Annotated in this window: 27 protein-coding genes and 4 tRNA genes; 1 reads left to right on the top strand and 30 read right to left on the bottom strand. The window is 61.1% G+C overall.

The features are described 5' to 3' along the window. Positions 1-60: 60 nt before the first annotated feature. From coaBC to ACTM86_RS02370, 19 genes are all read right to left on the bottom strand, one after another. On the bottom strand, positions 61-1275 hold the full coding sequence (gene coaBC / locus ACTM86_RS02460; RefSeq protein WP_441036899.1) for a bifunctional phosphopantothenoylcysteine decarboxylase/phosphopantothenate--cysteine ligase CoaBC: 1215 nt from the start codon (positions 1273-1275) through the stop codon (positions 61-63). A 2-nt stretch (positions 1276-1277) separates the two neighbouring features. Beyond that, positions 1278-1997 carry a zinc ribbon domain-containing protein gene (locus ACTM86_RS02455; RefSeq protein ID WP_427726754.1) on the bottom strand — a complete coding sequence of 240 codons (720 nt, stop codon included), beginning with the start codon at positions 1995-1997 and terminating at the stop codon, positions 1278-1280. Further along, the gene (locus ACTM86_RS02450) at positions 1994-2803 is read right to left on the bottom strand and encodes a Nif3-like dinuclear metal center hexameric protein (RefSeq protein ID WP_441015419.1); all 810 of its coding nucleotides are present in this window, start codon (positions 2801-2803) and stop codon (positions 1994-1996) included. Before ACTM86_RS02450 ends, ACTM86_RS02455 begins: the two co-directional genes overlap by 4 nt. After that, entirely contained in the window at positions 2800-3978 is a 1179-nt protein-coding gene (locus tag ACTM86_RS02445; protein ID WP_441015417.1) for a cysteine desulfurase family protein, read from the bottom strand. The genes ACTM86_RS02450 and ACTM86_RS02445 overlap by 4 nt, the downstream gene beginning before the upstream one ends. Before the next feature lie 6 nt (positions 3979-3984). Then, a complete protein-coding gene (gene rpe, locus ACTM86_RS02440; protein WP_441015415.1) occupies positions 3985-4656 on the bottom strand; it encodes a ribulose-phosphate 3-epimerase in 672 nt (223 codons plus the stop codon). Between the two features lie 18 nt (positions 4657-4674). After that, entirely contained in the window at positions 4675-5682 is a 1008-nt protein-coding gene (locus ACTM86_RS02435) for an NAD(P)H-dependent glycerol-3-phosphate dehydrogenase (protein ID WP_441015413.1), read from the bottom strand. A 9-nt stretch (positions 5683-5691) separates the two neighbouring features. Next, positions 5692-6375, bottom strand: a complete 684-nt coding sequence (plsY, locus tag ACTM86_RS02430) for a glycerol-3-phosphate 1-O-acyltransferase PlsY (protein WP_441015411.1) — start codon at positions 6373-6375, stop codon at positions 5692-5694. Continuing rightward, positions 6368-7702 (bottom strand): ribosome biogenesis GTPase Der, encoded by a 1335-nt coding sequence (gene der, locus ACTM86_RS02425; protein WP_427748050.1) that lies wholly within the window; start codon positions 7700-7702, stop codon positions 6368-6370. The genes plsY and der overlap by 8 nt, the downstream gene beginning before the upstream one ends. A 10-nt stretch (positions 7703-7712) precedes the next feature. Continuing rightward, positions 7713-9155, bottom strand: coding sequence for a DUF512 domain-containing protein (locus tag ACTM86_RS02420; RefSeq protein WP_441015409.1), 1443 nt, complete (start codon positions 9153-9155; stop codon positions 7713-7715). A 2-nt stretch (positions 9156-9157) separates the two neighbouring features. Further along, positions 9158-10057 carry a 4-hydroxy-3-methylbut-2-enyl diphosphate reductase gene (locus ACTM86_RS02415; protein ID WP_441015407.1) on the bottom strand — a complete coding sequence of 300 codons (900 nt, stop codon included), beginning with the start codon at positions 10055-10057 and terminating at the stop codon, positions 9158-9160. A gap of 2 nt (positions 10058-10059) precedes the next feature. Then, positions 10060-10788 (bottom strand): lysophospholipid acyltransferase family protein, encoded by a 729-nt coding sequence (locus ACTM86_RS02410; RefSeq protein WP_441015405.1) that lies wholly within the window; start codon positions 10786-10788, stop codon positions 10060-10062. 3 nt (positions 10789-10791) lie between these two features. Further along, positions 10792-11478, bottom strand: a complete 687-nt coding sequence (cmk, locus tag ACTM86_RS02405) for a (d)CMP kinase (protein ID WP_154516475.1) — start codon at positions 11476-11478, stop codon at positions 10792-10794. Positions 11479-11544: 66 nt separating this feature from the next. After that, positions 11545-12510, bottom strand: a complete 966-nt coding sequence (locus tag ACTM86_RS02400) for a pseudouridine synthase (protein WP_441015403.1) — start codon at positions 12508-12510, stop codon at positions 11545-11547. Next, positions 12497-13225 carry an SMC-Scp complex subunit ScpB gene (scpB, locus tag ACTM86_RS02395; RefSeq protein WP_441015401.1) on the bottom strand — a complete coding sequence of 243 codons (729 nt, stop codon included), beginning with the start codon at positions 13223-13225 and terminating at the stop codon, positions 12497-12499. The genes ACTM86_RS02400 and scpB overlap by 14 nt, the downstream gene beginning before the upstream one ends. Positions 13226-13236: 11 nt before the next feature. After that, positions 13237-14046: a segregation and condensation protein A gene (locus tag ACTM86_RS02390; RefSeq protein ID WP_441015400.1), complete on the bottom strand. Its 810-nt coding sequence runs from the start codon at positions 14044-14046 to the stop codon at positions 13237-13239. Positions 14047-14130: 84 nt separating this feature from the next. Continuing rightward, on the bottom strand, positions 14131-14814 hold the full coding sequence (locus ACTM86_RS02385; protein ID WP_441015398.1) for a site-2 protease family protein: 684 nt from the start codon (positions 14812-14814) through the stop codon (positions 14131-14133). Positions 14815-14823: 9 nt separating this feature from the next. Next, positions 14824-15120, bottom strand: a complete 297-nt coding sequence (locus tag ACTM86_RS02380; RefSeq protein ID WP_441015396.1) for a hypothetical protein — start codon at positions 15118-15120, stop codon at positions 14824-14826. Further along, a complete protein-coding gene (locus ACTM86_RS02375) occupies positions 15107-17140 on the bottom strand; it encodes an ABC-F family ATP-binding cassette domain-containing protein (RefSeq protein ID WP_441015394.1) in 2034 nt (677 codons plus the stop codon). Before ACTM86_RS02375 ends, ACTM86_RS02380 begins: the two co-directional genes overlap by 14 nt. Before the next feature lie 75 nt (positions 17141-17215). After that, positions 17216-17288, bottom strand: a tRNA-Ala gene (locus ACTM86_RS02370). Positions 17289-17996: 708 nt separating this feature from the next. Between ACTM86_RS02370 and ACTM86_RS02365 the strand changes: the two genes are divergently transcribed. After that, positions 17997-18072: transfer RNA gene (locus ACTM86_RS02365), tRNA-Ile, on the top strand. A gap of 207 nt (positions 18073-18279) precedes the next feature. Here the strand turns inward: ACTM86_RS02365 and ACTM86_RS02360 are convergent. The 11 genes from ACTM86_RS02360 to ACTM86_RS02310 form a co-directional block, all read right to left on the bottom strand. Beyond that, a tRNA-Ala gene (locus ACTM86_RS02360) sits at positions 18280-18352 on the bottom strand. A gap of 527 nt (positions 18353-18879) precedes the next feature. Further along, positions 18880-20037 (bottom strand): hypothetical protein, encoded by a 1158-nt coding sequence (locus ACTM86_RS02355; protein ID WP_441016955.1) that lies wholly within the window; start codon positions 20035-20037, stop codon positions 18880-18882. Positions 20038-20431: 394 nt separating this feature from the next. Next, positions 20432-20506 (bottom strand) — tRNA-Val (locus ACTM86_RS02350). 128 nt (positions 20507-20634) lie between these two features. Then, positions 20635-21144: a DUF3825 domain-containing protein gene (locus ACTM86_RS02345; RefSeq protein ID WP_441016952.1), complete on the bottom strand. Its 510-nt coding sequence runs from the start codon at positions 21142-21144 to the stop codon at positions 20635-20637. Positions 21145-21151: 7 nt separating this feature from the next. After that, complete coding sequence (locus tag ACTM86_RS02340; RefSeq protein WP_441016949.1) at positions 21152-21298, bottom strand: hypothetical protein; 147 nt, start codon at positions 21296-21298, stop codon at positions 21152-21154. Positions 21299-21385: 87 nt separating this feature from the next. Next, on the bottom strand, positions 21386-21613 hold the full coding sequence (locus ACTM86_RS02335; RefSeq protein ID WP_441016961.1) for a helix-turn-helix transcriptional regulator: 228 nt from the start codon (positions 21611-21613) through the stop codon (positions 21386-21388). A gap of 236 nt (positions 21614-21849) precedes the next feature. Next, positions 21850-22347, bottom strand: a complete 498-nt coding sequence (locus tag ACTM86_RS02330; protein ID WP_441016946.1) for a Fic family protein — start codon at positions 22345-22347, stop codon at positions 21850-21852. Beyond that, positions 22347-22856, bottom strand: a complete 510-nt coding sequence (locus ACTM86_RS02325; RefSeq protein WP_441016943.1) for a Panacea domain-containing protein — start codon at positions 22854-22856, stop codon at positions 22347-22349. Before ACTM86_RS02325 ends, ACTM86_RS02330 begins: the two co-directional genes overlap by 1 nt. Positions 22857-23183: 327 nt before the next feature. Continuing rightward, positions 23184-23711 carry a hypothetical protein gene (locus ACTM86_RS02320; protein ID WP_441016940.1) on the bottom strand — a complete coding sequence of 176 codons (528 nt, stop codon included), beginning with the start codon at positions 23709-23711 and terminating at the stop codon, positions 23184-23186. Between the two features lie 354 nt (positions 23712-24065). Further along, positions 24066-24365, bottom strand: coding sequence for a type II toxin-antitoxin system YafQ family toxin (locus ACTM86_RS02315; RefSeq protein WP_427747403.1), 300 nt, complete (start codon positions 24363-24365; stop codon positions 24066-24068). Beyond that, positions 24362-24637: a type II toxin-antitoxin system RelB/DinJ family antitoxin gene (locus tag ACTM86_RS02310; RefSeq protein WP_427729109.1), complete on the bottom strand. Its 276-nt coding sequence runs from the start codon at positions 24635-24637 to the stop codon at positions 24362-24364. Before ACTM86_RS02310 ends, ACTM86_RS02315 begins: the two co-directional genes overlap by 4 nt. Positions 24638-24771: the final 134 nt, after the last annotated feature.

Below are 24771 nucleotides of genomic sequence, written 5' to 3'. Positions count from 1 at the left end.
GCTCTCGCTCGCAACAGGGAGTATAGTAACCCGAAACTTTGTCCTTGTGCAAGAACTTTTTTACAAATTTTGAAGCAAGTCTAAAATTGTATCTGCGAGCTGGGGTTTTGTTAGTACGGGAAGTTCTTGCGTGCCCGCTGTACTCACTATCCAGGCCTTGTTGGTATCGGTCCCAAAGCCCGAATCGGCGCGCGAGACATCGTTGGCGATAATGGCATCGCAACCCTTGCGCACGAGTTTGCGCTGCGCGTACTCCACGACGTTATCGGTCTCGGCCGCAAAGCCGATCACACGGCGATCGCCCTTTTGGCGTGAGAGCTCGGCCAGGATGTCAACGGTCTCGACGAGCTCAATTCGATCCAGGCGCTCGTTGGCCTTTTTGAGTTTATGGTCCGCCGGGGCCGCAGGCGTGTAGTCGGCGACGGCGGCGGCACAAATGGCCGCGTCGGCCGTCTGAAAGGCGCTCAGCGCAGCTTGGAGCATTTCTGCGGCGGTCTGCACGCGCACGCACTCTACACCGCGGGGAACGTCGAGCGATGTCGGTCCCAGCACAAGCGTGACGGCGGCACCGCGGCGCGCGGCCTCCCCCGCCAGGGCGATGCCCATCTTGCCCGATGAACGGTTGCCAATGAAGCGCACGGGGTCGATCGGCTCGTGCGTGGGGCCGGCGGTGATCACGATGCGCTTGCCCACAAGGTCCTGAGGAGCGGGGTCGAGCAGCTTGCAGACGGCCTCGACGATGTCCTCGGGCTCGCTCATGCGTCCCGTGTCCACATCGCCGCAGGCAAGGTAGCCGCTACCCGGACCCGCAACGTGGACACCGCGCTCGCGCAGCGTGGTCATGTTGGCCTGCGTGGCCGGCGCCTTCCACATGCCATTGTTCATGGCCGGCGCGACCACGATAGGACGCGGCGTGGCAAGCAGCGTGGTGGAGATGAGGTCATCGGCGATGCCGTTGGCCATCTTGGCGATGATATTGGCCGTCGCGGGCGCCACGATCACCAAGTCGGGCTCCTGCGCCAGCGAGATATGGTGGATGGGGTCGGAGGGGTCGTCGAACAGACCCACGGCGACCGGCTCGCCCGTGAGCGCGCGAAAGGTGAGCGGCCCCACAAACTCCGTGGCATGCTCGCTCATAACGACCTTGACGCGTGCGCCGCGTTTTTGCAGCAGGCGCACGATATTGCACGACTTATAGGCGGCGATCCCGCCGGTAATGCCCAGCAGGATCGTTTTTCCCTCAAGTTGCATTGAATTGTCGGGTGCCGTCGTCATTGTTAGGCTTCCTTGTTGGGGAGCACGAGCAGGCGGTGGCAGTACGGGCAGTGCGTAATCTCACTACCGTCGTGGTTGAGGTCGCTCATGGACGACGCCTGCAGCGCGGTGTGGCAGACCGTGGGGATGTTGCCCTTAATGGTCTCGACGGCCAGGCCACGGAACTGCTTGAGCAAACGCTCGTAGTCGGTGAGCACGTCGGTCGGCAGCGTTGCGGCGAGCGCGGTGCGCTCCTTGGTGGCGGCATCAATCTGGGCCTGCAGGTCGGCGGCCTTGGCACGGGCGGCCTTGGTGTCGGCCTTCACGCCCTCCTCGAATTTGGCGATGATGGCCTGCGCGCGAGCCTCACGGTCGAGCGCCTCCTTGTGGGCGACAACGACATCCTTGCGGGTGTGCTCAATCTTGTCCAGGCGCTTGGCCAGGGTGGCGAGCTCGTTTTCCAGATCCTGGACCTCGCGGTAGTCAGAGCCGTCGAAGTGGCGTTTCTTGGCGGCCTCGATGGCGTTGTTGGTCTGGATCTCGGTGGTGTTGAGATCGTCCAGCTCAATGTCGAGGTCCTTGCGCTGAGCATAGAGCTTGGTCATTTCGGACTTAAGCTTTACATAGGTTTTGCGCTTTGAGGCGAGCTCCTTGAGCTCCGGCATATTGGCAAGTTCGCTCTTGTTGCGGGCGAGCTCCAAATCGATCTGTTGCAGCTTGAGTAGCGTAGCGCCGGCGCTCATAAGTTCTCTCCTTTTGTCACAGTCCACCATTGGCAAGGGTTCAGTATTTTAATCGCATGACGGGGGTCGACCCCGGCGTCAACCGCAGAGTTCATCAAGATATCCACGAACGGCTCCTCGGAGCGGTCGTGGCCGAGCAAGATCACGCTCAGCCCACGCAAGGCAAGGTCTTGCGCCACGTGATAGCCCGCCTCGCCCGTCACGATGACATCCGCACCGGCGGCGATGGCAAGCTCGCCAAAGTCGCCGAGGGAGCCGCCCAGAATGGCGACGGTGCGGCACGGGCGCTCGGCATCGCCCCATACGCGTGGGTCGCTGCCAAAGGCCGTGGCAGCACGGGCGGCAAGATCGCGCAGCGTGCACGGGTCGTTGAGTGTTGCAAGCGCGCCCAGGCCGGTCGACTCGGGGTCGTCCACGTGCTCCAGCGAGCTATCGGGCACGGCGTTCAGCAGCTTGCATAGACAGGCAAGCGCCTCGTGCGAGCGGTCCAGGTTGGTGTGGAGCGAGATAATGCTCACCCCGCAGCGGGCCGCCTCGTAGAGCGCCGCGCTGCACTGGGGGTGCGTTGCGCTGGGCGGGCAAAACGAATCGGGCGCCTTGATGTAGACGGGATGATGCGTGAGCAACACGTTGGCTCCGGCTTCCAAGGCGCGCTGCACGTTGTCCCTGGTGGCGTCAAGCGCGCAGGCAACGCCGCGGATCTCGTCGTCGGGGTCGCCAACGGATAAGCCTACGTGGTCCCAGGGCTCGGCGTCCGTCTTGGGATAGCGTGCCAGCAGGGCGCGCTCGAGCTCGGCGACGATCATGCGGCACCTACGATCGAGAGCAGCGTCTGGGCAAAGTCGTCCAGATCGGCCGGATTCACGCGGTCATCGAAGGAGATGCGCAGTGCGCCCAGCGCCTGCTCGCGACCAATGCCCATGGCGCTGAGCACGTGGCTCGGGTCCATGCTGCCGCTCGAGCAAGCCGATCCGGCCGAAACCTCAAAGCCGGCGGCGTCGAGCTTGATGATGAGCTCCTCGGAGTCCATGCCGTCAATATAGATCGATACCATGCCGGGCAGACGGTCGGCCTGCATGTAGTCGCCCATGGTAGCGTGAATGCGCGGATGGGCCGTAAGCGTGGCGTAGAGCTTGTCGGAAAGGGCTTGCTGCTTCTCGCGCTCCTGAGCCACATGGGGCGCCAGAGACGAGGCGGCAGCGGCAAAGGCCAGCTGCGTGCGCAGGTCCTGCGTGCCGGCACGACGTCCGGCTTCCTGTCCTCCGCCAAAGATGCGGGGGCGCAGCGGCGTGCGGGTCTTAACGTAGAGCGCGCCGGATGCCACAGGACCGCCAATCTTGTGTGCTGCAACGGTCATAGCATCGACGCCCAGCTCGTTGACATCGAGCGGAATATGCAGATAGCCCTGGATGGCATCGGTGTGGAACAGGGCACCCGCGGTGTGCGCAGCCGCGGCAAGCTCGCGGATAGGCTGTACCACACCGGTCTCGTTGTTGGCGGCCATGATGCTCACGAGCGCGACGTCGTCGCCCAACAAGTCGCTCAGCGCGGCAGGCTCGATGTAGCCCGCACGGCAGGGCTGCACCAGGTCGACGGTAAAGCCGGCGGCTCGCAGCAGCGATAGGTTGTCCAGAATCGAATCGTGCTCGATCGCAGACACGATCACGCGCTCGCGCTTACGATCGCGCTGACGAGCACCCTCGGCAAGTCCGAGGAGCGCCAGCTGGTTGGCCTCGGTGCCGCCGTTGGTTAGGACAATCTCGGACGGGCGAACGCGCGCGCCAAAGCTGCGGGCGATCTCGCGGCGTGCAACCTCCAGACGTGCGGCAGCCTTGCGGCCGAGCGAGTGCAGCGAGTTGGGGTTGACGCCTGCAAGCTCGCTTTCGTCGTACTCGCGCTGCGCAAGGAGCGCCTCGGCGCGCATGGGCGTCGAGGCGGCATAGTCAAGATTCACGGGTATGCGGTTTTGACCTGCGGTCATAAGGGTTTATGCCTCCTGTGCGGCCTCGTTGCCCAGCTTCTGCAGCAGCGCAACCTCGGCGGCGGGATCTTCGGACTTAAATACGGCGGAGCCGGCCACGAGCACGTTGGCACCGGCCTTGACGACCTCGGCGATGTTTTTGGAAGAGATGCCGCCGTCGACCTCGATCATGGGCGACACACCGTGGCGCTCGCACATGGCCTTGAGCTCGTGGAGCTTATGCAGCGTGCCCGGGATAAAGCTCTGGCCGCCAAAGCCGGGGTTCACGCTCATGAGCAGCACCATGTCGACGACCTCGATAATGCTCTCGAGCACGCAGACGGGCGTGGCGGGGTTAAGCACCACGCCGGCCTTGACGCCGCGCTGCTGCAGATGCGTGAGCGTGCGGTGCAGGTGCGTGGAGGCCTCATAGTGCACGGTGATCATATCGGCGCCGGCGTCGGCATACCAATCGACGGTCTCGTCGGGGTTCGACACCATCAGGTGCGCGTCGACCGGCACCTTGGTGGAGCGCTTGACGGCCTTGAGGATTTCGACGCCAAAGGTGAGGTTGCCGGTAAAGTGACCGTCCATGACGTCGAAGTGCACAAAGTCGGCGCCGGCGATCTTGTCGAGCTCGCCCTTGAGGTTGGCCATGTCAGCCGAAAGGACGGACGGAGCGATTTTGATGGAACCCATGGTAGTAGCCTTTCTGCGCTAGTCGGTGAGTCCGTAGAACTCTTGAGAGGGGACGCGGTCGGTAAGGATCTCGAGCGCCCTATCCAAAGTAACACCGTTGTAGAGCGTTTGCTCCACGGCAAAGGTGAGCGGAATGTCTACGCCCAGCGAACGGGCGAGCTCGCTCACGCTGCGGGCGGCGACGGCGCCCTCGACCACCATATGCGTGCGCGCCTGGTACTCGTCAAGCGATACGCCGTGGGCAAACTCGTAGCCGAAGGTGCGGTTGCGCGAATGCTCGGAGGTGCAGGTGGCAATAAGGTCACCCATGCCGGCAAGACCCATACAGGTCATGGCCTGGCCGCCGCGGGCGTGCACCAGTCGGCTGATTTCTGCCAGGCCGCGCGTCATGATAAGGGCGAGCGTGTTGTCGCCCGCGCCGGTACCGGCGGAGATGCCGCACACGATGGCGATGACGTTTTTCATGGCGCCGCAAACCTCGACGCCGGTCATGTCCTGCGACAGATAGATGCGGAAGGCCGTGGATAGGAGCAGGTCCTTAAAGGTCTCCCCTACCTGCGAGTCTTTGCTGGCGATGACGGCGGCGGAAAGTCCGCCGCGGCATATCTCCTCGGCATGGTTGGGGCCCGAGAGCGCCGCCACACGTGCCTCGTTGCCGATCTCGCTGGCGATGACCTCGCTCATGAGCATGCCGGACTCGGGCTCAATGCCCTTGGTAAGGCACAAGACGGGGGTGTCGGCGGCGATAAAGGGTGCCGCCTGATGGCATACGCTGCGCAGGTGCGTGGAAGGCACGGCAAAGATGATCGCATCGGCACCGTCGAGCGCCCGCGACAGGTCCGTCGTGGCGACAACGTTTTCCGGCAGCACATAGTCCACCAGATAGCGCGGGTTGCGGTGCTCGCCGTTAATGCCGGCGGCCGTCTGCTCACTATGGGCCCACATGGTCACGCGCTCGGCTCGCGCGGCGGCAAGGCCGGCGACGGCGGTTCCCCAGGAGCCGGAGCCAATCAGCGCAACATTCATGACTCTCTCCTACTTATCGTCGGGCTCGGTGACGCGCTTGGTAAACGAGAGCTTGGATTCCTTACCCGTCATGAGCTTTTTGATGTTCGCGCGATGGGCCCACACCACGGTGATGCCGATCATCGCCATGCAAAACTTGAGGCCCAGGCTGCTATACGGAAAGACCGCGCAGGCGGCGATGGGAAGACCGATGGCCGCGGCAAGCGAGCCCACCGACACATACTTGGTGATGGCGACGGCCAAGATAAACATGCCCAGCAGCGAAAGTCCGATGGGCCAGTACCAGGCGAGTATGACGCCCAGCCCCACGGCAATGCCCTTGCCGCCACGGAAGTTAAGGTACGGCGAGAAGATGTGCCCCAACACGGCAGCCAGGCAAATGACGCCGAGCATCCAGTCGCCGGCGGCACCGGGAGCCATGATGCTCACCGGGAAGCCATAGCCCACGCTCGCGATGAGCGGACGCGCGATAAGGACGCAGATGGCGCCCTTCAAGCAGTCGAGCAGCAGCGTGAGCGCCGCGACCTTGGGGCCGGCTACGCGCAGGGCGTTGGTGGTGCCGATGTTGCCGGAGCCCGCCTTGCGAATATCCGTGTGGTTGAACACGCGGCCCAGGATCAGGCCAAACGGAATCGCTCCGATAAAGAACGAGACCACGGCGCAGATGGCGGTCAGCAGAATCGGATTATGCATCCTTTTGCTCCTTCTTCCTAAAGAAGAGTCGAATGGGCGTGCCGGAAAAATCGAAGGTCGAGCGCATACGGTTCTCCACATAGCGCTGGTAGGTGTCGTTGACCAGGTCGCTGTGGTTGACGAAGAACGTAAACGTCGGCGGGTTGACGCCCGTCTGGGTCACGTAGTGCATGCGCAGGCGACGCTTGCCGTCCACCACGGTGTGGCCAAACTCGCGCAGGTCGGTGAGGAAGGTGTTGAGGCGCGAGGTGGTGATCTTTTGCGAGCGCGTCTTCTCGGCGGCGTCGACCATCGCCCAGATCTTCTCGACGCTACGGCCGGTCAGGGCCGAGATGCGCAGGTACTGGGCCCAGGGAGCCATGACGCCCAGACGGCGGTCGACGGTCTCCATGCAGGCCTCGCGCTTGCGGTCGTCGTCGAGCAGATCCCACTTGTTGAGCAGAACGACGATGGCGCAGCCGCGTTCGATGGCCAAGCCCATGACCTTCTGGTCCTGCTCGGTAACGCCCACGGAGGCGTCGACGACGAGCAGTGCCACGTCAGCACGGTCGATGGCGCGCAGGCCGCGGACCATGGAGTAGTACTCGATGTTCTCGTACACGGTGCTCTTCTTGCGAATACCCGCGGTGTCGACCATGCGGTAGTGCTTGCCGTTGCGCTCCACGACGGTGTCGATGGCGTCGCGCGTCGTGCCGGCGATGTTGGACACGATAGAGCGGTCGGCGCCCAGGATGCGGTTGAACAGCGACGACTTACCGGCATTGGGGCGGCCGATGATGGCGACGTTCAGCGCATCGGGGAACTCGTCGGCGACCTCGTCCTCCTCCTCGGGTAACAGGGCAACGATGTCGTCGAGCAGGTCGCCCGTGCCGTGGCCGTGCAGGGCCGAGAGCGGCGTTGGCTCGCCGATGCCGAGCGAATAAAACTCCCAGATGCTGTCGTTTTCGCGATCGGGGTTGTCGAGCTTGTTCACCAGCAGAAAGACCGGCTTGTCGCAGCGCTTGAGCATGCGGGCGACCGACTCGTCCTCCTCGGTGACGCCGGTGCGGCCGTCGACCACAAACAGGATGACGGCGGCTTCCTCGGCGGCGGCGAGGGCCTGGTCGCGGATGGACGTGGCAAAGACGTCATCGCTCTTGAGCGGCTCGATGCCACCCGTGTCGACGATGGTGAACTCGCGGCCGTTCCAATCGGCCGTGTGGTAGGAGCGGTCGCGCGTTACGCCGCGGGACTCATGGACGATGGCGTCCGAGGTCTGGGCCAGGCGGTTAACGAGCGTGGACTTGCCCACGTTGGGGCGTCCGACGACGGCGACGATAGGTTTCATCTGCACTCCTTTAATGGGTAGGGTCAGCGGAATTAGTAGAGCCTGCGGGCACAATGCCAAGGATATGCTCCAGGGTATCGAGCAGCTCATGCGGCATGGTCGACACCACATGAACCTCGGCGCCGCGAGCTTCAAGGCTTGCGAGTAAATCGTCACGATGATACTCGTCAAGCGTCATGCCGTCAGCGTTGAACATGAGCTTAGGCACAAAGAGCATAACCCCCGAGAGGTCCTGCGGCAGCTGCTCCAGAATGTCGCAGGCGACGATGAGGCCGGTCACGTCCACGTTGCCGCCAAAGTAACGATTTTCGATAGCGGTGACGGTGCCGGCAAGGCCCCGTGGCGACTCCACAAAGCGCGCCACGGTGTCGCGCGCGCTGGTGCCGGAGAGGCACAGGAGGCGCTGGTTGCGCCCGGCGATGCCAGCGCGGACGCGGGCCAGACGCTCGGCGTCGGCGGCAAGCACGTCGTCGGTCTCGTCCAGATACGAGCGGATCATACCGATGCCGTCGTAATACTGCGGGTAGCCGTCGTAAAAATCGGCCTGGGGTGGCTCGATGCCGGCGTCCAGATAGAACTCATCGCTCATCTGGAAGGTGTGGCGGCCAAAGCGCTTGTAGGCACGATCCTGGAAGGGACGGATCATGGCAATGGTTTCGCGCGCGAGCTCAGGTTTGTCGCTGTATGACCAGCTAAAGCGCCTCTGATGCTTGGTAAAGCCCAGTGGCACAATGCCCAGGCTCGTGATCTGCTCGTGCTCCTCGCAAAAGCGTAGGGTCTTTTGCAGCTCCTCGCCGTCGTTCATGCCGGGACACAGCACAATCTGCGCGTGGATCTCGATGCCGGCGGCCATGATGGCCTCGAGCACGTCCATGCCGCGCTGGGCGTTGCGGCCCATCATGCGGCGGCGGACGTCGGGGCTTACGGCATGGACCGACACGTTCATGGGACTCATATTGCGGTCGATAACGTTTTGCACGTCCTTGTCGGAAAGGTTGGTCAGCGTGACAAAGTTGCCCTGCAAAAAGCTCAGGCGATAATCGTCGTCACGAATGTAGAGCGTGGAGCGGCCGCCCTTGGGCAGCATGGTCATAAAGCAGAACACGCAGGCGTTTACGCAGGTGCGCATGCCGTCGAAGATGGGGCCATCGAACTCAAGGCCCCAGTCCTCGCCGGGAAAGCGATCGAGCTCGACGGGGGTGACGCTGTTGTCGCGCGGGTCGAGAACCTCAAGTTCGACGGTGTCCTCGTCGGCCTCCCAGAGCCACACGATCATATCGGTCAGCTGCTCGCCGTTGACCGTGAGTACGCGCATGCCCGGCTCGATACCCACATCCCATGCGGGCGATTCGGGACGCACGTTCTTTACGAGCGCACCCTCACCCGGCTCGGGGTCGCGGCTGCGCCCGTAATCGGCCACCTCGGCGGCGTATGCGGGTACGGTCTGGTCCATGATTAGCGACAAAGCTCCTTGATGCGCGCAACGGCGCGTTCGATGTGTTCTTGCGGAGTTGAGGCTCCGGCGGTGATGCCGATGCGGCGCGCGTTGGCAAACCATGCGGCCTCAAGCTCGGATGCTTCCTCGATGTGATGGGTGTGCTCGCAGACATCGGCACAAATCTGTGCCAGGCGGCGCGTATTGCCCGAATTTTTGCCGCCCACGACGACCATGCAGTCGCAGCGGTTGGCAAGTGCAGCGGCCGCCTGCTGGCGCTCGCTCGTGGCAGCGCAGATCGTGTTGATCACGCGTAGTTCCTGCACGCGCGGGGTGATGGAGGCCACTACCTCGGCCAGGTTCTGCGCGGTTTGGGTGGTCTGCACAACCAGGCCCACCTTGCCCTTGAGCGGCAGCGCGTCGGCGTCGGCGGCACAACTCACGACCTGCGCGTCATCGCCGGCGTGGCCCAGGATGCCCTCGACCTCGGGGTGGCCCGGCTCGCCCACGACGATCACACGGTAGCCCTCGCGCACCAGGCGCTCGGCCGCCACATGGACCTTCTTGACGTAGGGGCAGGTGGCATCGACCACGGTAAGGCCGCGCTCGCGAGCAGCCTCGATGACCTGCGGCACCACGCCGTGCGCGCGAATGACCACGGTGCCCGATGCGGCGTCGTCCAGGGTGTCGGCCAGACCGACGCCTGCCTCGGCGAGCTCGCGCACCACGATGGGGTTATGGATGAGCGGACCCAGCGTGTGCACCTGAGCGCTCTCCCCTGCCTGCGGCGCGGCGGCCAGTGCCATGTCGAGCGCGCGCTGCACGCCGTAGCAGGTGCCGGCATGCGCTGCGATTTCGATGGTGGGGGCGTCTGCCTTGCCGGGCGCAGCTTCGGCGGTATTCATGACGTTCTCGTCCATGGCTAGAACCTGCCGGGGTGCTCGGCGCACAGGTCGTCGCGCATGGCGTAGACGCGGCTCATGGCCTCGGACTCAAACCATGCCAGGCGCTCCTTGCGCTTGAGCTCAGCCGGTGCATCGGATAGCGAGATGGCCTTGCCGGCGCGGATCCAGCACTTTTTGGGGCGCATGAGCTTTTTGCCCGCAGGCGTGATATCGGACCAGCCGCAGATGGCGAGCGGGTTGACGGGTGCCTTGCCCATCTGGGCGATAAGCGCAAAACCGCCGTGGACCTCGGGCTTAATCTCGCGCGAGCGGATGCGCGTGCCCTCGGGGAAGATCAGGACGTCCTCGCCGCGCTGCAGTGCATGCTGGGCGGCACGCAGGCACTTCATGTCGGCGGTGCCACGCTCGACGGGAATACCGCCCACGCGGCTAAAGGCCCAGCGCACGATCCTGCTCTTGGCAAACTCGGACTTAAAGATGGGGCGAACGCGGCGGCCGCCAAAGAATAGCGCCGTCTCTACAGCCAGGAGCTCGGCCATCGAGGTGTGGTTACAGATGACCACGCTGCCGCGGCCTTCCTGGCGCTCAAACAGCAGGTCGCTGTCCTCTACCTTCCAGCGCCACATGAGCTTGGAGAAGACCCACAGGATGCCCATGACCACGGCGACGGTGCCGCGGATGAGCACGGGGAACTCGGCATAAGGCGCGTTGTAGTAATCCTCGGGCGTCTGCTTAAACAGGCGCATGAGCTACCTCCTTTGGTTGATGAGGTCCTCGATTATCGAGACGACCTCGTCGATGGTATGTGCGGTGGAGTCGACGTGCACGGCGTCCTCGGCGGGCACGAGCGGCGCGACCTCGCGGCTGCTGTCGAGCTTGTCGCGCTGCTTGAGGGCGTCGAGGGTCTCGTCGACCTCGGCCTCGAGCTGCTCTTCGGTGGGCGGCTGGGCGTCGTTTTGGTGGCGCTGCAGCACGCGGCGACGGGCGCGCTCGCGCGGGTCGGCGGTCAGAAAGACCTTGACCTGCGCGTTGGGGAACACGACGGTTCCGATGTCGCGACCCTCGGCCACGATGTCGCGGTCCTCGGCGGCGCGACGCTGATGGATAAGCATGGCGGCGCGCACGCCCGGGTAGGCCGAGACCTTGGAGACGTTGGCGTCCACCTGCGGGGTGCGAATGGCAGCCGAGGCGTCCGCGCCGTCGATGGTCAGGCGCGTGTCCTCGCCGGTGCCGTTGGTAAAGCGGATCTCGATTTGCTCAGCGAGGGCGTCGATGGCAGCCTCGTCGTCCAGATCGATGCCGCGGTCGAGCGCGGCGAAGGTGACGGCGCGATACATGGCGCCCGTGTCGAGCTTGTTAAAGCCCAGCTGGCGGGCGATCTCCTTGGCGATGGTGGACTTGCCGGAACCGGCGGGGCCGTCGATGGCGACGATCATGCAATGCTTCCTTTCGGTGGTTGACGTGCTGGTGTGGGACGCGGGCGCTGCGGCTTGGCGGACTGGCTAGCCCGTGTAGCGCTCGCGGTAGGTGTTGCGCTTGGGCGCGGAGCCGTGGCTGCCGTAGTGACGCGTGCGGCTCGCGGTGTTGGCCGCCGGCGCGGCGGAGCGCTTGGCGCCGGCCTGCTTGGGCGGGATGCCGCCGGCCTTGAGGATCTGCACCTCGCGGTCGGTGAGCTCGCGCCACGAGCCCTTGGCCACGTCCTTGAGCTCCAGGCCGGCAAAGTTACAGCGGTGCAGGCGGATCACCGGATGGTGGATTTTGCTCAGCATGCGCTTGACCTGGTTCTTGCGCCCCTCGCGGATGATGACCTCCACGGCGGTTGTGCCGGGCTTCACACCCTGCGGAGCCACGGCCTCGGCCTCGCGCGCGGTAATAACGCGGCAGATTGCCGGCTGGCAGAAGCCGTCGTCGAGCTCGATGCCGCGGCGCAGCGGTTCCAAGTCGCGATCGGTCAGGTGGCCGTCCACGAGCGCCTGGTAGGTCTTGTAGACGTGCTTGCTGGGGTGCAGAAGGTCCTGCGACAGATCGCCGTCGGTGGTAAAGAGCAAAAGGCCTGTGGTGTCGCGGTCCAGGCGACCCACCGGGAAGAGCCCCGGAAAGCGGTCGCGCGGGACAAGGTCGGCCACACAAGGGCGCTCCTGCGGATCGCTCATGGTGGTGAGATAGCCGGTCGGCTTGTAGAGCATCAGGTACACGGCGCCCTGGTTGAGCTTGACGGGCATGCCGTCAACCTCGATATGGTCGCGGTCCACATCGACCTTGGTGCCCAGTTCGGTCGCGACCTGGCCGTTGACAGTCACGCGGCCGGCGGTCATCAGGTCCTCCGAGCCGCGGCGGCTCGCCACGCCCGCGCGCGCCAAAAAGCGCTGCAGGCGCATGGTGTGCGGGTAGACGGGCTGGGGGTCGATCGCGGGTGCGCCCGTGGCACCGGCGGCGCGCGTCTCCCCTGCTTCGCTAGTCCTCCTCATGCGTATCCTCCGCAGCGTCGTCGGTGGCAAGAGTTTCCTCGCCGCCGACTGCCTCGACATCCTCAACATCGGTATCCAGGAGCTCGCGCTCTTCGTCTAGGTCCTCGGCCTGCTCCTCGAGCGTAGACTGAATGCTGCGGCCGCTCAGGCGCTCGCGGATAAATTGACGCGACTGCTCGTCGGGGGCAAACTGCTCCAGATCGGGCAGGTCGCGGGTGGAGCGCAGACCGAACTTCTCCAAAAAGGCGTTGGTCGTGCCGTAAATGATGGCCTGACCGCGCTGGGGGTCGCGGCCGAGCTCGCGCACCAGACCCTTGTCAACGAGCGACGCGATGACGCCGTCGGAGTTGACGCCGCGGATGCCCTTGACCACCTCGCGCGTGACGGGCTGGTGGTAGGCGATGACGGCCAGGGTCTCGAGCGCCGCCTGCGACAGCTTTTGCGTGTCCCAGCTCAGCACATAGGCCTCGACCACGTCATGGTAGGCGGGATGCGTAAACAGGCGCCAGCCGCCGGCGACCTCGCGCAGCTGAAAGCCGCGGTTGGCCTCCTCGTACTCAACTTTGAGCTCGGCCAAAAGCGACGCGCACTCGCCCGGGGCGATATCCAGCGCATCTGCCAGCGCGGGCGCGCTCACCGGATCGCTCGAAACCAGCAGCAGCGCCTCGAGGGCGCCCTTGAGGCTGTTTGCCTCTAGCGTAGAAAGGGTTGACATGGTTGCCGCTCCTATTCGGTGAGCTCGGGGCCCTCGCCAGGCACATAGGCCTCGGCGCCCTCGACGCGGTTGATACGGATGGTTCCAAAGATCTCGTCCTGGCTCAGGGTGAGCGAGCCTCGCTTGGCGAGCTCCAGCATGGCCAGGAAGGTGACGACGAGTTGCTCGGTGGTGGCGTCGCCGTCCAACAGCTCGCGGAAGGTGCAAGTCTGGTGCGCCATGGTGAAGCGGTCGACCGAGGCCACCGTCAAGTCGAGCGGTACGCGATGCGGCGCCACGTGCTCGGCCTCCAGCAGGAAGGTCTGGCGCTTGCCGTCCAGGTCGGCGCAGATGACGGCGAGGCCGCGCAGCGTGATACCGGCCAGGTAGTCGGGCATAAGGCCCAAAAACTCGGGGTCGGGGCCGGCCACGCGCGGATGCATGCGGCTTTCGGCCTGCATGCGCGCGCCAAGAGCCGCCGCCGCGCCCTTAAACTGCTTGTAGGCTATCAGGCGCTGGATCAGGACCTCGCGCAGGGCGTCGCCGTCGAGTGCGCTGAGCTCTTCGAGGTCTTCGTCAATCTCGTCATCGTCGTCGGCTTTGTGCGGAGCCTCCTGGGGCACCAGCGAGGCGGCCTTGATGTCCAAAAGGGTTGCCGCGACCAGTAAAAAGTCGCTCGCCACGTCCAGGTCCAGCGCCTCAATACGCTCGACCTCGGCCAGGTACTGCCCGGCCACCTCGCTGATCGAGATGGCGCCGATATCAACTTTTTGGCGGGTTACCAGCTGCAGCAACAGGTCGAACGGTCCGCTGTAGACCTGCGTCGACACGCGATACGACATCTTCGACCTCCTTTGACGGCGCCTTCGCGGCGCGGTTTGGGTGCATGTTGCGACCGTTTTGCACGGTCGACCTGTAAGTTTACCCTAGATGCCGGCGATTGCGAAGTTAAGCAGCTGCCCAGCGAGCGGATACACGGTAACGTCGAAATACCGGCCGATCACATCGATGCCGGTCCACATGGGCAGCAGATACAGCACAATGATAAGAATCGGCATGGCGTATTGCTGAAGTTGGTAGTAGTTGGTGAGCGCCTTGCCTTTGAGAAACGGCACGATGATAGACGAGCCGTCAAGCGGCGGAGTCGGGATGAGGTTAAAGAACGCAAGCGACAGGTTGACCACGATAAAGGTGGCGCCGAAGTTCATGATTTGGGACGCTACGGCAAAGGACATGCTGGTGTAGAGGTTGCCGTATGCTGCGTGCATGATGGCGGCCGCAAGGCATGCCAGCGCGATGTTCGATGCGGGGCCGGCCGCGCTCACCAAGACCTCGTCGCGCTTGGGGTGCTTGAGGTTGTTGAGGTAGACCGGCACGGGCTTGGCGAAGGCGAACACCGGGCCGCCGGCGGCGAGCATGAGCAGCGGTAGGATGATGGTGCCAAACGGGTCGATATGGTTGAGCGGGTTGAGCGAGACGCGGCCGCGCGAACGGGCCGTCTTGTCGCCAAGCGCCCAGGCTGCGGCGGCGTGTGCGCTCTCGTGGATCACGATGCCCACGATGACGGCGACGGCGCTGGCAAGCAGGTTCATGAGGTAGCTACTGGACATGGCGCTCCCCTAGCGGACGCGGCGCGAGGCGCGCGTGAGCAGGTAGTCGGCCACAAACAGGATGACGGCCACGATGGCGTAATCCAGGCGGAACACGCCGCCGAAGGGCGATGTGATGACGCCATAGCCGGCGATGGCGCTCGGCAGCGCGCGCGAAAGCTCAGCGACAAAGCCCACAATCTGCAGCTTGGCGGAGAGGCCGCTAAAGCACAGCAGCACAGTCATTGCGCTCATAAAGATGCCGCAGATGCGACAAGCGATGGCGATGATGCTCATCGCCACGGCAGCGGCCTTACGAGAGTTCACGCGCGGTCTCCTCTTCGATTTGGGTGGAAAGCTCCAGCCATTCGTCCTCGAGCTTGGGCAGCTCTTGCTTAAGCCCGTTATATTCCCCCAGCGCGGCGTTAAACTTATCCTGATCGGCATAAAGCTCTTCGCTTGCCATCAATTCCATAAGCTCGTCATAGCGGGCGCGCTTTTTGTCGAGCTCGGCCTCGATCTTCTTGAGCTGGTTGCGCACGCCCTTGAGCTTTTTGTTGAGCGCAGCGCGGGCCTGGGCCTCGGCACGCTTTTGCTCCTTGGTCTTTTTGCCCTCGGCTGGCTTGGGGGCCGCAGCGGGGGTATCGGCCTGGGCGGCGCAGGCTTTGGTGGGCTTGGCCGCGGAAGGTGTGCTCTCCGTGGACGCCTCGGCGGCGGCGCGGGCCGCGAGATCCTCGCGCTTGTAGAGGTAGTAGTCGTAGTCGCCGTCATAGACCGTGACCTTGCCATCGCGGATGTCGATCACGCGGTTGGCCACGGCTCGCACCAGGTGCTCGTCGTGACTGATCAGAACAATGGTGCCGGGGAAGTTTTGCAGGGCGTTCTCGAGCATGTCCACCGAGTCGATGTCCAGGTGGTTAGTGGGCTCGTCCAGGCACAGAAGTGCCTCGGGGGCCACGAGCATCTTAGCCAGGGCCAGACGCGCCTTTTCGCCGCCGGAAAGAACGCGAACCTGCTTTTCGATGGAATCGTTGTCGCTAAACAGGAAGGCGCCCAACAGGCTGCGCTGCTGCGGCACGGTCCACTTGGGCGTGACGGTGTCGATTTCTTGCAGGACGGTGTTGGACTCGGTCATGCCTTCGAGCGCGTGCTGGGCGTAATAGGCCACGCCCACGTTGGTACCCAGTTCGCGCGTGCCGGTAGTGGGCGGCTCCAGGCCGGCGATGATCTTCATGAGGGTGGACTTGCCGGCGCCGTTAGGGCCGACAAGCGCCACGTGCTCGCCGCGGTAGAGTTTGAGGTCGATATCGCTATAGATGTGCTTGTTGCCGTAGGACTTGGACACGCCCTCCAGGCCCACGACCATGTCGCCGGAGCGCGGCGGGTCGGGGAACTTAAAGTCGATGTGCTTGTGGCCTTCGGGCAGGATGACGAGCTCCTTTTTGATCTGCTCGATCTTGCGGATGCGCTCCTGCGCCTGGGCGGCCTTGGTGGGCTTGTAGCGGAACTTGTCGACGAAGACCTGCATGTGGGCGATGTCGCGCTCCTGGGCGGCACGTTTGGCGCGCATCTGCTCCAGGTTGTCTTCGCGCTGCTTGAGGTAGCTGCTGTAGTTGCCGGTGTAGGTGGTCACGCGGCGGTTCTCGAGCGCCGCGACGTGGTCGACGCAGGCGTCCATAAAGGCGCGGTCGTGGCTGACGATGAGTACGGCGCCGTCGTAGTTGGCGATAAAGCCGCGCAACCACTGGACGCTTTCGAGGTCCAGGTGGTTGGTGGGCTCGTCCAGAAGTAGCAGGTCGGGATGGCGCAGGAAGAGCTTGGCCAGCGCAATGCGCATCTGCCAGCCGCCCGAGAACTCGGAACACGGGCGCTCAAAGTCGGTGACCTTAAAGCCCAGACCGGACAGGATCTTGCGGGCATTGCTTTCGAGCTCGTAGCCGCCCAAGTGCTCAAAGCGGTCCTGGACCTGGCCGTACTCGTTAAGGAGCGCGTCGACGTCCTTGCCCTGCTCAGAGAGCTCGGTGATCTGGGCTTGCAGCTCGTTGGCGCGCTCACCCATGCGGCGGATTTCCTTGGCGGCGGCCATGACCTCGGCGAGGATGGTCGTGTCCTTGTGCTCCAGGTTGGTTTCCTGCTCGAGGTAGCCCACCTGACAGTCCTTGGAGTACTGGACCTGGCCGGCGTCGGGGCTGTCGATACCCATGATGATTTTGAGCATGGTGGTTTTGCCGGCGCCGTTGGGTCCCACGAGCGCAAAGCGTTCGCCAGGGTTGATCTGAAAGGACGCGCCGCTAAAGAGGACGCGCGCGCCGAAGCTTTTTTCGATCTTGTCGACCAGTAGGATCATGGTGCCGCCTTTGACCTTGTGTGCCTATATGAAAAAAGGCCCCAACTTGCGTTGGAGCCTCATTCAATGCTCGGGTGGAGACGAGGGGGATCGAACCCCTGACCTCTTGACTGCCAGTCAAGCGCTCTCCCAGCTGAGCTACGCCCCCGTGCGAAGAAGTACTATACGGGAACTCCCCCGCCGATGCAAGGACAATCTCGGAAAAATCTTTCGGCGGCGGGGCCGGGGATGCGGGACGGGCTCGGGAGCGAGGGGCCCGCGACGCCCGATCCGGCCCGCGGGGCGCGCCCCGCGGGCGGCGGCGTGGCCGCCGCCCTCCCTCCCGGCGCCCTTGGGACATCTCGAGTCCCGCCGACCGCCGTTTTTTCGCTTCCGCGGCGCGGGCCGCCAACCGCCCAACGGCCATCCTGCCGGCACCAGGCCCATTATCGGGACCAATCGCGCCCCCGCCCACCCGGCGATCCCAAAACCATGCCGGTTTACGGGGCCAGGCCGGGAACCCTCGGGCATGCCGTAATCGGTAAAATCAAAACCGCAGGTAGACGACTTGCGAATTTCGTGAGATGCAGGGTATGGACGGCCGGTCCGGGTCCAGCCCCGTAATCCGGCATGGTTTTGAAATGGCACTAGTTCGCCGATGGTTAACTCTATTTGCAGTCTTGGGATAATGGCTTGAACAATTCCCATCCAGTGATATTTCTTGTGATGCATCTTGATTGTCAGGGAATACCGGGTGTTAAAAACATGGCTTGATCGTGCGTTGTGCGACATGCTTGTGCATGGTAGTATTTCAAATCGTGATTTAACCCGATGGGAAATGAATTTCCATTGTTGAAATTATTATCACAGTACATAAGGGCTCTTGGCGCAACGGTTAGCGCAGGGGACTCATAATCCCTGGGTTCTGGGTTCGAATCCCGGAGGGCCCACCAGAGTATTTCGAGGCCGGGCAACACGCCTGGCCTCTTTACATTGCGTTGACGCCTTATTTTGGCCTGCAATGGCGTAGGGCGTTAATTTCATTCATATTTGCAATTTAGGATGGATTTACTTCAACAGCCACTAAGTAAAGATAAACTGTAGGACGATTGATATGAAAAAGGCCCCAACTTGCGTTGGAGCCTCATTCAATGCTCGGGTGGAGACGAGGGGGATCGAACCCCTGACCTCTTGACTGCCAGTCAAGCGCTCTCCCAGCTGAGCTACGCCCCCGTGCGAAGAAGTACTATACGGGAACTCCCCCGCCGATGCAAGGACAATTTCGGAAAAATCTTTCGGCGGCGGGGCCGGGGATGCGGGACGGGCTCGGGAGCGAGGGGCCCGCGACGCCCGATCCGGCCCGCGGGGGCGCGCCCCGCGGGCGGCGGCGTGGCCGCCGCCCTCCCTCCCTGCGCCCTTGGGACATCTCGAGTCCCGCCGGCCGCCGTTTTTTCGCTTCCGCGGCGCGGGCCGCCACCCGCCCAACGGCCATCCTGCCGGCACCAGGCCCATTATCGGGACCAATCGCGCCCCCGCCCACCCGGCGATCCCAAAACCATGCCGGTTTACGGGGCCAGGCCGGGAACCCTCGGGCATGCCGTAATCGGTAAAATCAAAACCGCAGGTAGACGACTTGCGAATTTCGTGAGATGCAGGGTATGGACGGCCGGTCCGGGTCCAGCCCCGTAATCCGGCATGGTTTTGAAATGGCACTAACTCACTGGCAGGCAAACAAGGTTGTTCTAGTATCTCGTTGCCGGCTAATTCCCGATTTCCAACCAGTTGCACAAAACATTTGCTCGCAGTCGCGTCTCGGCGCGCTTCATCGCCGCGGATTTGGCTTTATATCGAATCCCCAAACGACTGCAGACGCTTTTGACTATGGTGTCTAGCTGCTTTTTGTCGTTAAGCATATCGTGGGTTACCAGGAACACATCGAAACCCATGCTCTGGAGCGCAGTCATACGTTCCGCATCGTGGTCAAGTACCGCGCCTGATCCATGGATGACTTCACCTTGAATCTCGATAATTACTGCCTTCATTAGCATTGGGTTTACAATCACGATGTCGCCGTAGCAGACCTTTTGACCTGCGATGCTTTGGGCTGCCTCGGATAGAGGGGTTAAATCGTTGAGGTATACGTATCTGAAACCTGAACCACCTAGACGTCGAGAACGACTTAGGAGCAGGACTCCCGCGACCTCGAGTGGAGATGCAGCAATGCCGATAACCTGTTGAGCGGCATCATAAAACTGCTTTCCCCACATTTGACTTTTGACCTTATCGGCGAATCGATGCAGGTCGCTCAGTTCGATAAGCGGCTTTCTCATCCAAAGAGAAGTACCTTTGAGTTTCGTAACCTCTCTTCCATCCTCACGCTTGTTCGTTTGGCCTTCATTATCTGGGACCTTAACGGTTGCGTGGGCATAAACTCGTTTCCAAGGAACCTCGTCTTCGCCTTCTCCAAGTTCGAACAGATCCTGCGTGCTGGAATTGCGATTCTCCTCTTCTGCAATTTTTAGCTGCATTTCGGCAGCGGGAGTTGGCTCGAAAACAGAAAACCAGCCGCATAGTTCGTACATAGCCAGCACGAGATCTATTTGAGACACAAAGCGTGTCATAGTAAATAACGTGTTAAGCGGATTGGTGACACTAAAGCCTAAATGAGTGTCGATTGTTGTGCCGGCATCCGATGCCCCTTCCCAGCGAATAGTGGAGCGTAATCCCGAGTGGTGATTACAACAACCTGGCGAAGCTACAGCGATAATCGGGGTCTTGAGGACGTCGGTTACGAAAGGGGCTTGGGATAGAGCTCGCCAGCCGTCTTCGGAGTTGGGCAGGCGCGGGTAGAGATCGCGCACCTGCGGCGGGCAGCGCCAGTAGCGGAATGCGGTGTTTGCGCAGACGATTTCGTCCATTTGCGCCTCCCCTGGTTTCGGCCGCGGGCCGTGTGGATCACGGGCATGGCCGATAATCTACTGGGCCTTCATGCGGGTAAGTACCGGAAGCTGACCAAACGCTGACCAATAGCTTGACGAGTTCTGCCGAAGATCCCTCGTGTGATAGAAATCCGCTGGCAGGAGCTCTGGGCGTGTGGTCCCTGTCTCCACATTTGCGCTCGAATCAGAAGGGGAATTCAATGAAAATACGCATGCGTTTTATACAAAACATGCAATGGCGTCGGTAAATAGGGCGCGATATAAAATGACGCCTTATACGACTGCGATTCGATTTTGGTGCCAGTTTTGGTGTCACCCTTGGTGTCAAAAAGAAAAAGGCCAGAGGCTTAACACCTCTGACCTGTGCTTTTGATGGTGGGCGATACAAGATTCGAACTTGTGACCCCATCCGTGTGAAGGATATGCTCTACCCCTGAGCCAATCGCCCGTCGCCTTTCGGCAAAAGAGATACTAACATAGCCGTGCGTGGTTTACCAAGAACTTTTTTGCCCTCGATTTTAAATTCGTGGGCTCCAGCCAAGCCAAAGCAACCAAAGTAACCGACAAAACCGCAGCTTAACCGTCCTTTATCGCTTGATCCACAAGGTCTCGGGGCGGCAAATAAGTCGCGCGTTGTTGTAAGCCATGTCGAGCGTGAGGCAGGTGCGCGCGGCGGGCGGCCTCGACGACGGCTCCCTCAAAGGCGCGGCGCAGCAGCAGCGAGTTGCCCTCCCCCATCAGGCTGGTAGGAATGCGCGTCAGGTTCTCCTCGTCGCCCAGAATGTGATCGATGTTGGAGCGGATGGGCAGGCGGTAGTCAAAGACCAGCTCGGAGGGGTCCTCGGCAAAGCGCATGCGGCACGGCAGGTACTCAAACGAGACCAGCATGGGGTCGCTTTCCTTAAAGAGGCCTTTCAAAAACCAGCGCTGGCGCGCGTCGGGCTTGGTGTTGGGCTCAAACAGGCCGTAGAAGGTCTCGTAGCGGCGCGTGTACAGGCCAGTGTTGAAAAGGCAGCTGTCGTCGTCGAACAGCATCGGCAGGTTGGACGGCGCGGTCTGCTCCGCGTCGCGCTCGGTCAGGAACACCGTGCTGCTAAAAGAAAACGACAGGTAGTTTTGAGGCTGCGGTTGCTGGGCCCCAGTCCTCGGGGTCGGCGAGATCGACCAGGCGGTCGTAGCAGGGCTCGGAGCAAAACGCAAAGTCGTACACATTGCTGCACAGGGTGCTAGGGAGTTCCATATGGCTTCCAATCAAGATAATGGCAGGCATGCGGATGCTTAGATTCCATACGTGCGATACAATACCGGGGAGCACAACACGGCGGCATTAGGAGTCGTACTCCAGGGCGATTGGCTGCCAGACGAGGTCTTCAATGGCGCAACTTAGGGTGTTTGCGAGCGCCAATGCCGAGGAGACTGAGGCGCGGCGTAGGTCGAGCTGGTTCTGCTCGTAGAGTTGTATGGCGCGAAGTTTAACCCCCGATTGGGCGGCGAGCTGTTTTTGCGTTAGGCCGGCCGCCTTTCGTGCAGCTTTGAGGCCCTTTTTGTGTGCCAGGGCTTTATTTCATTGTCGGAGGCTCCGTAATTTGCCACATACTTCCGTTTTGAAAATTTGGAAGTGCGGGAAAAACCGAGTTCTGCTGACCAGACCCCGGTTTTACGCTTCCGCGAGCTGCGGCTTTGTTGCAAAAAATCGAATCGTGCTCGACGGTTGTCGATTTTCCCCGCAGTTTCGAAATTCGGGCGTTTTGACCGCGACACGCGACGCCATAAAGAGATCCAAAGAAAGCTCTAGCCCTCCGTTGGTTTGCTGCTCTTCCTCAATGAGTCTGCGAGCTCTTCGCGTGTGCGTTTCCCGGAGACCAGGTCCTGAATCCATTCATAGTAGGGGTTATCTTGAGGATTTGGGCTATCAGAAAAGTTCACCGATACTTTTCTCACTCTAATAATGGCAAAAGCAAAAACTAGGCTAGTCCTCTTGTTTCCATCCTCAAAGATGTGATCCTTTGCCATGTGTTCCGCAATATAGCTTGCCTGGTCGAAGATGTCCGAAAATCTATCAATCGGGGACTGCCCAAAGATGGTGCAAAAAGCGTTTGATAGAACAGACTCAATTCGACCATGAATAAGGGCGGCTCTATCGCCCGTCATGCAGGTTGTGTAGCATTTTCCAGATGCAAACAAGCGTTCGTGCGCATGCATTACAGAAGATGCAAGGGCCCCTATCGCTTCCTCGTCATCAAATACAAGGGGATCGGTAGGGGTCGATTGCCTCATTATCTGAGACATTAGGAGTTCTCCAGGAGCCTCAGCGCATTGGGCATGGCTGCAATTGTCGATTGCACTGCCTGATCGATTGTTACGACGTCGTTGTTGCCTAAGCCATCATTAGACGCGAGAATTGCCTCCGGAGTGATGGGGTTATCCCTGTCCGGCGAATACACACTCGCCCATGCCCCGTCTGGCTTATGCGACAAGGTAACCAAATCGAACGCAGTGAGCATCCCAAGCTTATCCATGACGGAATCAATGAGTTTCTTAGAGATCGCGTCAAGTATCGCTAGGCCAGTCGATTTGTTGATACGGTTTCTACCATACGAGGAGAACGCATGATAGACCACAGGTTCAACTGGGCCATACTGCCAAGCCTCAACTATGTCATCGAAAAGCGGACGATTGTATTTGCGCAACGATTCGACTTGCGAATAATAGACGAGCTTATTCAGCTTGAGATTCGTAATCTCGAACTTGTCGCTCCAGTTATCAATGATGTAGTTCGCAACGTTCAGCGCTTCCATTTTCGCTCTCCCCTCAGTTGGCAAAACTATTCCTATAGACCTTAAATGGGCTGATTATGTACCCAATTTAAGGATATGTCGAGTTAGGCCTAGATAATTTCTCTTCTAATCTACACGACAAATTATTTCACGTCGACCGGACATATACTTGAGCGCCAAGCCCAGACTCTTACGACGCCGAGGGGCCATCTCCGTAAGTATGCGGTATATCTAGTACATGTCGACCACACTGGAAAGCGGCAACACTATACCTGCAGTTTTATTAACAGAAATTGGGCTTGCGCTCGGCGGGCTCCGGTTTTCCCGCACATCCAGAAATCGGGAGCATCAGCAACGGCGTGCAGCTTTAAGAACCGCTGCTCCCAACACGAACAGCAATGCGGACACGGCTATCCAATGGCTGTCGCTGGTTTTGCAGAGTGATGAGGAGATCGCGGTGTTGTCCTTGGGCCTAGAGGCCTTGGCGGCAGTGGCGTTGACCACAGCGGTCGTGGTCACCGTCTTAGTCGTGGCCGCGGGCTTTTGTGTGGGATTCGTCGACGGATCCGCAGCTGGCTCGGTACCAGGGCCGGACGGACCATCGCCCGGCACGTCGTGCCCACCGGTCTCCCCCGCCGGCGCCGTGGCATCCACGGGCTCGATCGTCACACGCGCCGCCACGGACCCGTCGGCATCCACCACACCGCCTGCGCCAAAGGCCCCGCCCGCAGGCGCCACAAAGCGCGCGGATGCAAGCGACCCGCCCAGGCAGGCGACGCCGCCGTTGGCGCCCGACGCATCCAGCCAGGACGCATCGACGGTAAGCTGCCCGGCCGCGCGCCCGCGGCATAAGAAAGCCCGCAGAGCAAAACGCATAGGCAGGCCATGAAAGTAAGCAGGATGTAGTGACGGCTGGTGTGGAACGCGGCAGCAAACATAACCGCTCCGATCTTCGCAAGAGCCAATAGAAACTGCGCCGGAAAACTACCTGGTAGCAGCAGTTATTAGTGTAGCGAGATCAGACTACGAGCAGGGAAACAGCCCGTGATTGATTCCCAAAATTAGGTGTAGATCGTTTTGCCAGTCGGTGAAAGGAAAACCTGATTGCGTATAGCCATACGCCGGCTCTATGAGCGAGTCATTTTGCAGCTAAGTAGCTATCACAGTTAAACAATAAGGAAATGAATTGCTGAAACTCGAATAGCTTTACTGGTGTTGAACCAAAGGATGTCATCGGAACAGTTCATCATGGGTGCCCGTACGCTCAAAGAATGCCACCTCTTCGTTTGATGACCATATGACAAGCCAATCACCGGAGTTTGCTACGTGGCATTCATTTCGTCCGCTCCAGTTGCCGTTTAGCCGGTGCATATTATGGCGTCGCTTTAATATCTCTGTTGACTCAGGTGTATTCTGCAGCACTAGGTCAATTAGCTTTTGAAGCTCTGTCAGATTCCAATTCCGGCGCTTTGCTTTTTTCTTTAAATCGCGTGAGAAAGCTGCAGAGAACTCAGCGGTCAGCGTACTCATTGCGCCATCGCCGCAGCGATCAGATCGGCACCGTTGTCAAAACGTCCTTTTTTACCGGATGCCAGGAATGCATCTCCTTCGCGAATGGCCTCGAGACTTTCGACATTGGGTTCCTCGGGAGCAAAGGTCAACGGGATGCGATGAGTGTTGACCATTTGCTTAAAGAAAGCGCGTGTAACGGATGATAGGTCAAGCCCATAGTAATCGGCCACTTCTGCCGCCTCGCGCTTAAGGTCGTCGTCAACCCTGATGGTTAATGTTGAGCTTGCCATTTATAGGTCCTTTCAATAGCGTGAGTACAACCTTAGTATAACGTACATACAAGTATAGAAAAGATGATTACAAACAATCGACATCGTAGAAGCTTCCCTATTCAAAGAGAGTGAGGGTATTGGCGTAAGCCAAT

The sequence above is a fragment of the Collinsella sp. HCP3S3_E11 genome, assembly GCF_052067375.1.
Taxonomy (GTDB): Bacteria; Actinomycetota; Coriobacteriia; order Coriobacteriales; family Coriobacteriaceae; genus Collinsella.
The sequence above is the reverse complement of the archived record's forward strand: the minus strand, read 5'-3'. Positions and strand labels throughout refer to the sequence as shown.

Coding starts and splice junctions, on each gene's coding strand:
- ACTM86_RS02330 (WP_441016946.1), bottom strand. CDS start 22,347: ATGTCTCAGATAATGAGGCAATCGACCCCTACCGATCCCCTTGTATTT.
- ACTM86_RS02320 (WP_441016940.1), bottom strand. CDS start 23,711: ATGCGTTTTGCTCTGCGGGCTTTCTTATGCCGCGGGCGCGCGGCCGGG.
- ACTM86_RS02435 (WP_441015413.1), bottom strand. CDS start 5,682: ATGAATGTTGCGCTGATTGGCTCCGGCTCCTGGGGAACCGCCGTCGCC.
- ACTM86_RS02375 (WP_441015394.1), bottom strand. CDS start 17,140: ATGATCCTACTGGTCGACAAGATCGAAAAAAGCTTCGGCGCGCGCGTC.
- ACTM86_RS02340 (WP_441016949.1), bottom strand. CDS start 21,298: ATGGAACTCCCTAGCACCCTGTGCAGCAATGTGTACGACTTTGCGTTT.
- scpB (WP_441015401.1), bottom strand. CDS start 13,225: ATGTCAACCCTTTCTACGCTAGAGGCAAACAGCCTCAAGGGCGCCCTC.
- ACTM86_RS02455 (WP_427726754.1), bottom strand. CDS start 1,997: ATGAGCGCCGGCGCTACGCTACTCAAGCTGCAACAGATCGATTTGGAG.
- ACTM86_RS02445 (WP_441015417.1), bottom strand. CDS start 3,978: ATGACCGCAGGTCAAAACCGCATACCCGTGAATCTTGACTATGCCGCC.
- ACTM86_RS02450 (WP_441015419.1), bottom strand. CDS start 2,803: ATGATCGTCGCCGAGCTCGAGCGCGCCCTGCTGGCACGCTATCCCAAG.
- ACTM86_RS02410 (WP_441015405.1), bottom strand. CDS start 10,788: ATGCGCCTGTTTAAGCAGACGCCCGAGGATTACTACAACGCGCCTTAT.
- ACTM86_RS02355 (WP_441016955.1), bottom strand. CDS start 20,037: ATGGACGAAATCGTCTGCGCAAACACCGCATTCCGCTACTGGCGCTGC.
- rpe (WP_441015415.1), bottom strand. CDS start 4,656: ATGGGTTCCATCAAAATCGCTCCGTCCGTCCTTTCGGCTGACATGGCC.
- plsY (WP_441015411.1), bottom strand. CDS start 6,375: ATGCATAATCCGATTCTGCTGACCGCCATCTGCGCCGTGGTCTCGTTC.
- coaBC (WP_441036899.1), bottom strand. CDS start 1,275: ATGACGACGGCACCCGACAATTCAATGCAACTTGAGGGAAAAACGATC.
- ACTM86_RS02315 (WP_427747403.1), bottom strand. CDS start 24,365: ATGAGTACGCTGACCGCTGAGTTCTCTGCAGCTTTCTCACGCGATTTA.
- ACTM86_RS02385 (WP_441015398.1), bottom strand. CDS start 14,814: ATGTCCAGTAGCTACCTCATGAACCTGCTTGCCAGCGCCGTCGCCGTC.
- ACTM86_RS02390 (WP_441015400.1), bottom strand. CDS start 14,046: ATGTCGTATCGCGTGTCGACGCAGGTCTACAGCGGACCGTTCGACCTG.
- ACTM86_RS02400 (WP_441015403.1), bottom strand. CDS start 12,510: ATGAGGAGGACTAGCGAAGCAGGGGAGACGCGCGCCGCCGGTGCCACG.
- der (WP_427748050.1), bottom strand. CDS start 7,702: ATGAAACCTATCGTCGCCGTCGTCGGACGCCCCAACGTGGGCAAGTCC.
- ACTM86_RS02325 (WP_441016943.1), bottom strand. CDS start 22,856: ATGGAAGCGCTGAACGTTGCGAACTACATCATTGATAACTGGAGCGAC.
- ACTM86_RS02415 (WP_441015407.1), bottom strand. CDS start 10,057: ATGGACGAGAACGTCATGAATACCGCCGAAGCTGCGCCCGGCAAGGCA.
- ACTM86_RS02420 (WP_441015409.1), bottom strand. CDS start 9,155: ATGGACCAGACCGTACCCGCATACGCCGCCGAGGTGGCCGATTACGGG.
- ACTM86_RS02310 (WP_427729109.1), bottom strand. CDS start 24,637: ATGGCAAGCTCAACATTAACCATCAGGGTTGACGACGACCTTAAGCGC.
- cmk (WP_154516475.1), bottom strand. CDS start 11,478: ATGATCGTCGCCATCGACGGCCCCGCCGGTTCCGGCAAGTCCACCATC.